The organism is Neobacillus sp. PS3-12 (assembly GCF_030915385.1).
In the GTDB taxonomy this organism is placed as follows: domain Bacteria; phylum Bacillota; class Bacilli; order Bacillales; family Cytobacillaceae; genus JAEVLT01.
Genome location: NZ_CP133268.1, coordinates 3190422 through 3203267, shown reverse-complemented (window position 1 = coordinate 3203267; position 12846 = coordinate 3190422). Strand labels below are relative to the sequence as shown.

Genomic DNA, 12846 nt, shown 5'->3' with positions numbered 1-12846 from the left:
TTTCGCTTTCAAATTAGAAAAGTCTTTGTTTTTATAATAACTATTTTTCACTAAAAGCTTAAAGTCTTTCGGATTGCTGCTGCAGGCATAAAACGGCAAAAAAAGATAGCTTAGAGAAGAGACAATCTCTGAAAACAAACTAGAGACGAGCAAATATTTAGACTCAATGATCTCAAATCAAATTATTTTAATTAAGTAGTTAGATGTATCATTATAAATAATAAATGGGTTAAGGAATCTGAATCCTTAACCCATTTATTACCGTAATACACCGAATAGAGTGGTTTATCTATTCGGTTCTATTTCAAGTCTTTTCCCTAAACTCAAAAAAAGATAGGCATATTTTTATTTAAGGTTATGTTCGACAAATTTGATATACTTGTTGTATAATGCGCTTTCAAAGTTGGAGAAAAGCTGATGAAACTACCACATATAAAATTGAAATTATTTACCCAGATGGTCTTGCTCATATCGTTTGTCATATGCACAACTTCTATCCTGGCAGCTATTTTTTTTACAAAAATTATGGATGATCTCTCAACACAATACCTTGGTGATGAGGCGATGTCAGTTGCCAAATTGGCAGCACAGGATCCTAGAATTATTCGTGCTTTTAAAAGCGAAAACCCGTCAAAAGAAATCCAACCGATTGTTGAAAAAATGAGAAAGCAAACGGGTGCCAGTTATATTGTTATCGGTAACAAACAAGGAATTCGTTATTCACATCCCAATCCAAAATATATTGGCAAGTCCATGGGCACAAGTAATGCCCCCATTTTTAAGCAGCATATTTCTGTTGTTTATTTTGGTGAAGGAATTTCAGGACCGGCACTCAAAGCAAAAACGCCGATTAAAAATAAGCAAGGTGAGATCATCGGAGTATCCTCTGTCGGATTCTTAATGATTGATGTAAAAAAAAGGATATTCACGTATAAAGAAGAAATCATGGGACTTGCTTTATTGCTGTTATTGATTGGGGTTATTGCGGCATTTCTCATAGCACGGAGGATAAAACAAAAATTGTTTGGTCTCGAACCAGAAGAGATATCCTATGTATTTAAAGAAAAAGAAGCAATCCTTGAATCGATTCGTGATGGAATTATTGCGGTGGATAAACATTTCTGTGTGCTCTCTACGAATAAAAGAGCACGTGAATTATTAATGGATAATCTGCCACTGGATGATTCGATCATTCAAAATACCCGTTTAAGGGATATGATTCAGGAAGTTATATCATCGAAAAAAGGAAGAAACAATCAGAAGGTTTTTATTGGTGATCAATTGTACGTGATTGATTTTTCATTGGTCATGCAAATGAACCAAATAGCCGGAGTTGTTTTGACGATACGTACCGAGTTCGAAATTGAGCAATTGTTTAATGAAGTATCAAAAATCAAATCCTATTCTGAAAACATGAGAGCACTCAACCATGAATTTTTAAACAAATTAAACACAATTTACGGATTATTAAGCATAGAAGAGTATGACAAGGCAAGAGAACTCATCTCAAGTGAAGTAAAGGAACGCCAAAGTACAATTGTATTTCTAATGACTGCAGTTAAAGACCCTTTACTGGTTGCTTGTTTGCTGGGTAAGATTAATCGATCGAAAGAGTTAAAAGTAAACTTAACAATTGATGAGGAAAGCAGTTTATCAGAAATTCCTGATTCGGTTGATACGAAGCTGCTAGTAACCATTCTCGGCAATATTCTTGATAATGCAATGGAAGCAGCAAAAGAAAAAAATGATAAGGGCGCAGTTGTGACCGTTTCCTTTACTGACATCGGCAGAGATATTATATTTGATATTCAAGATAACGGATCAGGAATTTCAGAAAAGGAACAGCACGCTATTTTTACAGAGGGATATACAACGAAAATCGGAAAAAATCGTGGCATCGGCCTTAGCATTGTCAGAAATTCACTTACCCAATTAAATGGACAAGTCTATATTACTCATAGTTTTTTAGGCGGGGCAAAGTTTACCCTCGTTGTTCCTAAAAAATAAGCAAGGAGAATGGATATGGTAGAAAACCTCATTCAGGTAATGATCGTTGAAGATGATCCCATAGCATCTAAGGTTTACAGACAATTCACTGAAAAAATAGAGGGCTTTGATGTTTCCTCTGTTGCTCATTCAGCGAATGAGGCGCTTGCGTATCTTCAGACATTTAAACCGCAATTAATTTTATTGGATATCTATCTCCCAGATATGAATGGAATCGATTTATTACGAGACATAAGAATGAATTATCGTGGGATTGATGTTATTCCCATCACTGCCGCCAATGATGCAGAAACAGTGACCGAAGCGATTCGAGGCGGAGTTTTTAGTTATTTAATTAAACCTATTGATGTTAAAAAATTCACAGATGAACTAACCAGGTACAAACAGACATTAAAGCAGCTTCGAATGAAGAAAAAAATGGACCAACATGAGATTGACTCCTTTTTCTCATTGGCTGGTCATTCCAGTCCCAATCTGACTTCCGAAAATCTACTTCCAAAAGGGATTGACAAATTTACGTTACTAAGAGTACGTGATAAACTTCGGTTTGAAAAAGAGATTGTAAGTGCAGAGGAATTAGCTGTTCTTCTTGGAATTACGGATTCCACTTCACGAAAATATTTAGAATATCTCTCCTCCATTGAAGAGGTGGAAGTAGAAATTCAATACGGAATGGTCGGCAGACCGGAACGTAAATATAAATGGCAAAAGTAGAGGTTGGTAAATTCCAATCTCTTTTTATTTTTACAATTAATGTAAATATTGATTTAATTTCGTTAATTCCTTTAACTTAGATAATATTCACATAATTTTAAAAAAACTGTACATTTACCTTAACGGTTTTCAAACGACGGTTTGAAAGCGCTATCTAGTAAATTTTTATTTTTGAGGAGAATGGAGAGCGCTCTCTTGCTCAAAACAATTTTCACGATTTTTTAAAGGGGTGTTTCATTTGACAGGACATGATATATCTTTGCTTATTATTGCGGTATGCAGTATTTTATTGCTGATCTTTCTCATCGTTTCAAAATTACGTTTACATCCTTTGCTGGCCCTTTTGGTGGTGTCAATTGCGGTAGGACTTGCATCCGGTTTGGACATTAAAACGGTTGTAAGTTCAGTGGAAGAAGGAGCCGGAGGAACATTAGGCGGGGTTGGACTTCAGGTAGCACTTGGAGCGATGCTGGGAAAAATTTTAGCCGATTCAGGTGCTAGTGACCGAATTGCTTCTGCCATTTTAAGTCGTTCAACCAATCGAACATTACCATGGCTAATGGGAGCAGCAGCATTTATTATCGGGATCCCGATGTTCTTTGAAATTGGACTTATTATGCTTTTACCACTTGTATTCTCTGTTGCCAAAAAACTCGAAAGACAAGGAAATTTCAACGGTTCGGCCTATGTTTATATCGGGGTTCCAGTGATTGCAGCGCTTGCCACCATGCACGGTATGGTTCCTCCACACCCTGGTCCCCTTACCGCTATTGCGGGATTTAAATCAGACTTAGGTATTACAATGATTTATGGTCTTATCTGTGCTATTCCCGCTGCCATCTTGGCCAGACCGTTTATGGTAAATTTATTGCACCGCGGATGACTGTTCGTCCTGATCAGCAACTGCTTGATCAATATACAGGTTCAACTGAAAAACCTGAAACTAAGCTTCCTGGTTCAACAACAGAGCATTATATGGCTGCTACTCTGGAAAATGCAGGCAAGCCTCCTGTCTCACTTGGAACTTCTTTGCTAGTTATCTTACTGCCAATGCTAATGATGTTAAGCCGTGCATTAGCTGAAACAGTGTTTAAGAATTCAGCCAGTTTTAATAAAATAACAGAGTTTGTCGGTGACCCTGTCATTGCCTTGTTAATCGGATTATTAGTAGGAGTCATTTTATTAGGATATGCCCGAGGAACAGATACAAAGAAACTTCGTGATTCGTTAGGTGCAAGTCTTAAACCAATTGCAGGTATTCTATTAATTATTGCCGGTGGCGGTGCTTTTGCAAAAGTCCTAGTAAACTCGCATGTTGGCAATGCTATTATTCATCTTACACATGGACTTTCTCTTTCTGCAATTGCAATCGGTTGGCTCATTGCTGCCCTGTTATCTGTAACAACAGGTTCTGCAACAGTTGGTATTGTGGGTGCAACGGGCTTATTAGCACCACTAGTTGGATCTAACCCAAGCATTAATAAAGAATTGTTAGTAGTAGCGATTGGTTCGGGGTCCTTATTCTTTAACTATGCAAACCATGCAGGTTTCTGGTTAGTGAAGGAATCTTTCAGTATGTCAATGGGTGAAACTTTTAAAACCATTACGATCATCCAATCAATCATTGGTATCGTTGGATTGGTTATGGCATTATTACTGGATTTTCTGCCTCATTTCTAAAAAACTAAAGATAAAAAGAAACAATAAAGGGAATTTCATAAGAAATTCCCTTTATTGTTTGCTCGGCATGGGTCTACATTAAAAATTGCGGTCAATATTGATCTGCCACTTTGAAATCTACTATAACTTAGAAATTTTCGCCTTTTGATTGGTAAAATCCTTATTTTGATAATAACTTTTTTCACTAAAATATTGGGTCCTAGATAGGCGGCACCAGGGCAATGGATATACGTTTTGTGGGTGTTTAAAACGGATGTTTAAGCTTTAATAATCCGTGAAGTTCCTATGACTTTTAAAGCTGAGTTTAATGCATGGACTTGAAAGTAAGGACCGACAGAATCAACATGAATTTCTGTCTCAAATCCAGTACGAGGTGTGCTCTTTACAAGCACGGACAATTTATTTGGCTTTGGACCAGCTAGAACTTCCCAAGCAACGGTTTCAGTTGAACCGTTCCATGAAACATAAACGACCGCGTCCTTACGTAATACCTTTACTGCAAGACTGGGGTGATCAAGCGGTATACCTACCCATCTATTTTTATATGACCTATATGAAATGTTTTGGTTAGGAAACTGCATGTCATATAAGAAATTTCTAGAAGGGTCTTTTACGGTATTTCCAGCAGAAGAAAATTCGGAAAGATACGGTTCCTGTCCCCATCCAACAAATCGATTTTTATTAAAAAGCGTTTGGAGGTTTCCTTGGGTTGGAACAATTAGCGCTGGATCATGATAATAAGTTCGATCGACAGTTGCAATAGCCTTTTCAAAATCAAGCGTCAGTATTAAACCACGTGCTTGACCTTGCGGAGGAGAAGTAGGGGAAGCACAGCAAGAGTTATCAAAAATACTTATTCTATTTTTGGATAAGTAACGTGCATCATGCTGCCAAGAAAAAGAAGCGTTTGGACCAAAAGTAAAGTCACTTTTTTTTCCCCCAAGCTGCCAAAGGACTTTTCCGGTTTTTTTATCAATATGATAGAGGGCTGACATGTTTCGCATGCTAACAAGAAGCGTATTGTTTGGTCCTTCCTCCACTGAATTCATGTGGTAACAATCCCAAATATTATTCATGTTTGCTGCAGATGAAGCAGGAATCATTGAGTGGACTGGATTTACATGAGTCAGTGTATTCCAATAGAATAGTAGCTCCCCAGTCTTGATATCTACTTCTTGAATAGAGTAATTATTAATATATCCATCTTTTGGTCCCCCAAACGTTGTTAAATCTGCCGGCACTTGTTTCACAGCAGTAAATAAGGCCGTATTCCGCTGTGTAATAATAAATTCGTGTAAATCAGCAATATAGCCTTTTTTTGCCTTAATTTTTTTTATCACCTCATAATGCTGATCTATGATTAGATAAAAAGCTCCTGGCTCAGGGGTTCCTTGAGGTAGGATAGGGGTTGCCATCTGAGTACCAGAAATGGTTCCTTGCCACATAGTAAGCACCGGTTTTCTTTTGTAACATTGTACTTTAAAGTCCGTGTTTTGGATAAATCTATTATCAAGTGGTCTAAACCAGACCGGGTTACCTGCTTGATCCATGATTAATGAGCCTGTTTGCCCAATCATCGATGCCTCGAATGTCGTATATGGTGCAACGAAAATAAATCCTGGAGCTGCCCCTGGTTTATTTACATTTATCCTAACCTTCATTGGGTGCAAGTCAGGAGCTGAAACAAAATCCCATACTTGTAAACTTGAATGAGTTGTGAAGGATTTTGAGGGTATTAGTGATTGAAAGTGATCCTTATCCTTATCCTTAACCATGGTTGTCTTTTCTCATCCTTTCTTATAAATATTTAAAAGATAGGCCCTGTTAGACTTGAATGTTGATTTTCGCTGAAGGCACTCGCTTTCCGAGGGCAGTCAGGGAGCCTTCTCGGTGCATTCGCTCTTAATCATTTTCCAAACCATTTCGTCAAAAACGGCAGCTGTACCTTAAACACTTGCACCGAGTTACTTGAATAGGAAGAACTTATATACTTAATATTATTGAGTAAACAAATAATAATGCCATAACAATAAGCGACTGCCCTTTTCAATATTTAAAAAAACAAAAATACGACACAAAAATGTGATAAGAAATAGGTACTGCAGGTACTAATCTGGAAATAGTGGGAGGAGTTTATACAGATTCTTATTCCGTGAGAGTTTGAAGACGGTACCATCTCTACGGTGTGTGATGTAAATGAAGCGGTGATTCAAGCGGGAGTCATACTTGGAGGAGCTTTTTATCATGTATTTATTTTGGCCAATCGGGATGGAACAGTAACAGCAACCTTTGAGGAGCATCTACCTTTACAAGCACACTAGCTGGAGCCAATGTTGTGGATCTATAAAAATTAAAATGGCAGATTATTTTTATCCGCCATTTAGAAATATATTATAACTTTGTAATTTTCGACTTTTTAATAGTAAAGTCTTCATTTTGATAATAACTGTTCTTAACTAATATATTGGGTCCTAAGCAAGCAGCAGCCGAACAATGACAGCTGATTTCTTTTGCTATCTTTGAGCTTTTCCATTTTTCATATGCCCCTTGCAGGCTAGTAGTTTGAATATTTCCAAGCTCAGGGATATCACCAAAATCAGTAACGATAATATCTCCGGTAAAAATATTTACATTTAGACGAGATCGACCATCCGGATCATTCCGCACCGTTACATTTTTACTTTTATACAACCGCTCCAATAGCTTTAAGTCCTCAGGATTACTGCTGCAAGCATAAAACGGCAATGTCCCAAACAGCATCCAAACATTCTCATCCCGAATATCCAGCAAATGGTGGATTGCCTCTCTTATTTCCTCCAGTGATAATGTTTCAAGATTACTAGCGAAATCGCTCGGGTACATCGGATGCACTTCATGTCTTTGACAGAGCATATCCTTGAAAACTTCTCGATGGATTTTTTCAAGATGCGGCAGCGTTCGTTTGTTTAGCATTGTTTCAGCCGAAATCATGACACCGGCCCTAACAAGTGCCCTGCTATTTTCTATCATTCTTTCAAAATACTTTACCCGTTGATGATAGTCCGGCAAACGCTCCATTCGAGCGAAGCCAGCTGTCGCAAATTCTTCTTCAGTACCCCAATTGTGGGAAATATGTAAAACATCTAAATAAGGCACGATTAATTCGTAACGATCTAAATCCAGAGTCAAATTCGAATTAATCTGCGTCCGTATCCCCCGCTCATGCGCATATTTTAAAATAGGTAGGACATAATTTTTTAACGATGTTAATGAGAGCATAGGCTCTCCACCAGTTATACTTAATGCCCTTAGAGTTGAGACTTCATCCAATCTCTTTAAAATTAAGTCAATTGGCAATGCTTCAGGATCTTTTGCCTGAAGCGTATACCCTACCGCACAGTGCTCACATCGCATATTACAAAGAGTCGTTGTTGTAAATTCAATATTGCTTAATTGCATTTTTCCGTGCTCTTCCATGTCCATATATGCTTCCCAAGGATCATACAAAGGGCTGATTTTTTTTAAAATCTTCATTCTTCTCTCCTTTATAAATCAATCAATTCATTATATTCGTTCCTGTTTCCAAATATCTCAACCTCATTTTTTACTCATCATTAAAAATCCTCTAATCATAAAATAACTAACTTCTTCAGGAAGCAGCTCCTTAATTGGTTTTAATTTTTCTCTTCCAGCCTCTTCAACTGCCTTTTCTAATTTTGGTACAAATTCTGCCGTAATTATTTTTGAAAAATCCACATCCATTTTCTGTTGGGCACACTGGAGCAAATGATTTTCAATTGTGCTTACCGAAAGTCCTCTTTTTTCAGAAATCTCCTCGATCCCATAGCCGCTCTGGTGCATACTAAGTGTCTCTAAATGCGAATCACCTGTCGCTTTTTTTGCTGCTTTTTTAGGCGCTTCTTCAGTTACCATTTCACTTTGATAGTCAACATTCGATTCACAAAATGCCTGTATTGCAGATAAAAACTCTTCCCCATACTTTTGCAGTTTATTCTGGCCAACACCACTGACCTGCAAAAATGCTTCACTTGTTTTTGGCACTTTGACACACATATCTTTTAAAGCTGCGTCGGAAAAAATGACAAATGGCGGGACTTTTTCCAAATCCGCAATTCTTTTTCTTACAGCCCTAAGCTCTTCAAACAATGGATCTTCCTTCGAAACCTGCTTAACTTCCACTGCTTCCTTCCTAAATACAGACTGCTTTCCAAATAGAACATCTTTACCATTTGCCGTTACAAACAAAGTTGGATATGTCCCATGCTTAACCCCTATCAGTTCTTGTGAAATCAGAAACTCAATAAAATCACTTACATCCTTGGCACTTTTTTCTTTCATAATTCCATAGGTTGTCAGCTTACTAAAACCAAGTTCTATGATTTTTTTATTTTTTGAACCAGTTAATACTTGTGCGATCATTGATTTGCCAAATCGCTGCTCCATTCGAATGATACATGACAACACCATTTGCGCTTCTTTTGATACATCCATACTCGTTCTCGAATCGATACAATTCCCACACCTGCCACAAGGCTCTGTATCCGACTCTCCAAAATAGTGTAAAATGAATTCCTGTAAACAATTTTCGGTGTGGCAGTAATCAACCATTTGCTGCAGCTTTTCTAATTCGTGTGAAATCCGTCCCCGCTCGCTTGATTGATCAATTAAAAAGCGCTGAATTTGAACATCCTGCGAGGAATAAAGGAGAACACATTCGCTATCCAGCCCGTCTCTACCGGCGCGGCCTGCCTCCTGGTAATAGCTTTCCATATTTTTAGGCATCTGAAAGTGTATAACATAACGAATGTTTGACTTATCAATCCCCATTCCAAAAGCAGAAGTCGCTACCATCACCGTTGCTTGGTCCTCTAAAAAACGCTCCTGCTCATGGTTCCTCTCCTTATCATTCATTCCAGCATGATATCGTGCAACATTAATATGCGCTTTCTGCAATCGGTCATATAGCTGATCAACTGTCTTTCTGGTTGCAGCATAAATAATGCCTGCCTCTTTTTCATTCTTTTTAATATAGTCTTTTAAAAACGAAAGCCGATCTTGACCCTTTATAACAGAGAATGAAAGATTTTGACGTTCAAATCCTGTAATAATGGTATTGTCTTGATTTATGTTAAGGGAGAGGCAAATGTCTTCACGGACCTTTGGAGTTGCAGTTGCGGTGAGGGCAAGAACAATCGGGCGGTTTGGAAGGCTATCAACTAAGTTTTTAATATGGCGATAGCTTGGACGAAAATCATGTCCCCACTGGGAAATACAATGGGCTTCATCAACCGCTACCAACGGGATATCCATTCTTTTTAAGCTCTCCATAAATTCATAGGATTCCAATCTTTCAGGGGCGATGTATAGAAGCTTGTATTTTCCATGGATTGCATCCTGTATTCTTTGATAAGCTTCTGATGCAGTTAACGAGCTATTGATAAATGCTGCAGGGACCCCAACCTGGATAAGTGTATCAACCTGGTCTTTCATTAACGAAATGAGGGGGGAAATAACGATTGTTGTTCCTGGTAGTACAAGGGCAGGAACTTGGTAACAGATAGATTTCCCTCCACCTGTTGGCATGACACAAATGGTATTTTTTTTAGAAATAACAGACTGAATTGCCTGCTCCTGCCCTTTACGGAAGGATGAATAACCAAAATAGGTTTGGAGAATTTGCCTTGCCTGATCAACCAAAGTATTTGCTCCTTTCTGTGTATTCTGCTTTGGAATGAATACTATTTTACGTTGTTAGAATTCGCCAAGTTTTTCTTTCTATATTATAGCATTATTGCCATTCTATGAATGTAGATACCTATTGTATTTTCATTCATTACTGCTTCTTCCTAGAGAATGGGTGATTAACCTTTATTCGTTCCCTTGCTCCTTCTTTTTCCTAGAGCATGGGCACGATTAACCTCTTTTCGTTCCCTTCCTCTTGCTTTTTCCTCTAGCATGGGCACGATTAACCTCTTTTCGTTCCCTTCCTCTTGCTTTTTCCTCTAGCATGGGCACGATTAACCTACTTCTAATCAAACACGCAGAATTTGTAGATTGATAACGATTGAATATTCTGAAATTAATCGATTATAATTTGACTTGCTAGACAGATTTTCCTATAAGGAGGCGTTTATTTGAAATTAAAGCGGTTATCAGTATTACTTATCGTTGTTTTAGCTCTAAGTACCATTTTCTCATCGATTGCATCCGCAGAAAAAAAGGAACAACCAAACCTTGTTTCCCTTGGTGACTCGATTACTTTTGGCTATCACCTGCCTGACCAAATCGGTGTGCAGCCATCGCCACATGCATTTCCAAGTTTAATAGGCGAAAGACATTTCAATGTAACAAACCTAGGGGTACCAAGTTGGACATCTTCTGATTTACTCACTGGTTTAAGCACAGATCCATTTAAAAACTCATTAAAATCAGCTGATGTTGTAACATTGGACATTGGCGGCGATGATTTATTAAAAGCTGCGGGCTTAACGGGTTCACCAACTACACTACCTGATTTAACATCACCTGAGGCTCAACTAAAGTTATTTAATGCGGAGCAGGATTTAGCCAAAAACTTAAAAGCGATTATTTTGGCAATAAAAATGCAAACAAACGCTCCTATCATCCTTTACAATATGTATAATCCTTTTGGAGCAAATGACCCAATCTTTGGTTCTCTACATATGATCGGAGAACAAATTATTAATGATGTTAATTCGCAGATCATTGCACCAATTGCGTTCCAATCTGGTTCTCTTTTAGCTGATGCTTATACAGCCTTTAATGGGAAGCAGGCAAAGTTCATTATCCCTGGGGATGTTCACCCAACTCTTGCCGGACATAAAGCTCTCGCAAAACTAGGGGACCAGGCATTGAAGACTCTTAAACGCACTGAAAAAGAAGACCATATAAAGTGCCTTCCCTTAAAAAGGTAAAGCATACCAGTTAATTTTGAATGAAAAGGAAGATGGGCTCGCTCTGAATGCTATGCAGTTAGAGCAGCTTTTTTTATTTTCCACTAAATATGTATGTTGTTTTGAAACAACATTCCGTCACAGAAATTTAAATCAATTTGGCTTCTTTTTACATTGAATTTACAATATGTTTGTAGTAATATAATCTCATAAGCTGCGTTGTTCGTAATCATAATAAAGTTTTAACCTTTAAGCTGTAAAAGGGAGTTTTAATTGAAACAGGAATGACAAGCCTCTGTCTACAAGACATGGAGGACATGCAGGATAGTTTCTGCGAACACCCACTTTGAGGAGTGGTGGTTTAAAACTTTCTTATATTATCTACGGCAAATGCGGCTCCTTAAAAAGCATTAAAGACCAGTTCCAAATGGGACTGGTTTTTTTTTGAACCTCCCACGACTGAAGTCACGGGTGTGCGGGCAGGAAACCATCAAGCAAATAGTTAAACTATTCCTAAAATTTCCATTATGATAACTGTATAAGATATGATTGGGGGAGCAAAAATGCCAAAGAGAAAATTAGTCATTACGCATGAGGTTGAGCAGAAACATCTTGAACAAATAAAAACAATCATTCCCGATTGGGACCTTATTACAGGAAAGGACAGAGATATTTGGGAGGAGCATCTAAAGGATGCTGAAGTAGTCGCCGGGTGGAAAAAGGGAATGGAAAAGGATTGTCTGCAGGATGGCTCGAAGCTTAAATGGCTGCAAACATGGAGTGCTGGGGTTGATTCCTATCCCCTGGAAAAATTAGCAGCGAAAAACATTCTATTAACAAGTGCCAATGGTGTCCACACCTTTCCGATTTCGGAGACAATATTTGCACTGATGCTCTCTTTAACCCGAAAAATCCATACATATGTGAAAAATCAACAAGAGAAGACTTGGAATCATTCTAATTTAAAAAGTGAAATTCACAAAAAAGCAATTGGTATTATAGGCGTTGGAACGATTGGAAAAGAAACAGCTAAAATCGCCAAAGCATTTGGAATGACGGTTTTAGGGGTCCGCCGTTCAGGGGAACCTGAGGACTATGTCGATCAAATGTATACGATTGACCAATTAAATACAATTTTGCCACAGTGTGATTATGTTGTCATAACCCTTCCATTAACTAAAGAAACAAGTCATTTATTTACGAAAGAGCAATTTAATCAAATGAAGCCTGAGTCTTTCTTTATCAATATTGGCCGTGGTGAAATTGTCGTTGAAAAGGATTTAATTGCTGCCTTACAAAATGGAGTGATTGCCGGAGCCGGGCTGGATGTTTTTGAAAAAGAACCATTAAGTGAAGATAACCCCCTGTGGGAAATGGATAATGTTATTATCACTCCACATTCGGCAGGATCTACCGAGTATTATAATCAGAGAGTATTAGAAAACATTTTTATTCCTAATTTAAAAACTTATGTTGCTGGGATTACACCAGGTATTAATTTAATTTCTTACTCCAAAGGATATTAGTGTAA

General features: G+C 37.9%; 9 protein-coding genes and 1 other RNA gene. 7 read left to right on the top strand and 3 right to left on the bottom strand.

Translation table 11 applies throughout. The annotated features are described in order from the left end of the window. Positions 1–417 precede the first annotated feature (417 nt). From RCG17_RS16310 to RCG17_RS16295, 4 genes are all read left to right on the top strand, one after another. Positions 418–2007, top strand: coding sequence for an ATP-binding protein (locus RCG17_RS16310; protein WP_308171201.1), 1590 nt, complete (start codon positions 418–420; stop codon positions 2005–2007). A 15-nt stretch (positions 2008–2022) separates the two neighbouring features. After that, positions 2023–2721: a response regulator gene (locus RCG17_RS16305; RefSeq protein WP_308171200.1), complete on the top strand. Its 699-nt coding sequence runs from the start codon at positions 2023–2025 to the stop codon at positions 2719–2721. 238 nt (positions 2722–2959) lie between these two features. Next, entirely contained in the window at positions 2960–3604 is a 645-nt protein-coding gene (locus RCG17_RS16300) for a GntP family permease (protein WP_308171199.1), read from the top strand. Continuing rightward, entirely contained in the window at positions 3601–4401 is an 801-nt protein-coding gene (locus RCG17_RS16295) for a GntT/GntP/DsdX family permease (protein ID WP_308171198.1), read from the top strand. Before RCG17_RS16300 ends, RCG17_RS16295 begins: the two co-directional genes overlap by 4 nt. 257 nt (positions 4402–4658) lie before the next feature. Here the strand turns inward: RCG17_RS16295 and RCG17_RS16290 are convergent, their stop codons facing one another. The 3 genes from RCG17_RS16290 to recQ all read right to left on the bottom strand — a co-directional run bounded on the left by RCG17_RS16290 (position 4659) and on the right by recQ (position 10098). Beyond that, complete coding sequence (locus tag RCG17_RS16290; RefSeq protein ID WP_308171197.1) at positions 4659–6176, bottom strand: arylsulfotransferase family protein; 1518 nt, start codon at positions 6174–6176, stop codon at positions 4659–4661. A gap of 616 nt (positions 6177–6792) precedes the next feature. Beyond that, on the bottom strand, positions 6793–7914 hold the full coding sequence (gene yfkAB / locus RCG17_RS16285) for a radical SAM/CxCxxxxC motif protein YfkAB (RefSeq protein WP_308171196.1): 1122 nt from the start codon (positions 7912–7914) through the stop codon (positions 6793–6795). Positions 7915–7977: 63 nt separating this feature from the next. Beyond that, positions 7978–10098: a DNA helicase RecQ gene (gene recQ / locus RCG17_RS16280; RefSeq protein ID WP_308171195.1), complete on the bottom strand. Its 2121-nt coding sequence runs from the start codon at positions 10096–10098 to the stop codon at positions 7978–7980. Between the two features lie 437 nt (positions 10099–10535). On the opposite strand from recQ, the gene RCG17_RS16275 reads away from it, so the two are divergent. The 3 genes from RCG17_RS16275 (at position 10536) to RCG17_RS16265 (ending at position 12841) form a co-directional block, all read left to right on the top strand. After that, positions 10536–11336 carry an SGNH/GDSL hydrolase family protein gene (locus RCG17_RS16275; protein WP_308171194.1) on the top strand — a complete coding sequence of 267 codons (801 nt, stop codon included), beginning with the start codon at positions 10536–10538 and terminating at the stop codon, positions 11334–11336. A gap of 187 nt (positions 11337–11523) precedes the next feature. Continuing rightward, a non-coding RNA gene (ssrS, locus tag RCG17_RS16270) (6S RNA) lies at positions 11524–11718 on the top strand. A gap of 160 nt (positions 11719–11878) precedes the next feature. After that, a complete protein-coding gene (locus tag RCG17_RS16265) occupies positions 11879–12841 on the top strand; it encodes a D-2-hydroxyacid dehydrogenase (protein WP_308171193.1) in 963 nt (320 codons plus the stop codon). Positions 12842–12846 lie beyond the last annotated feature (5 nt).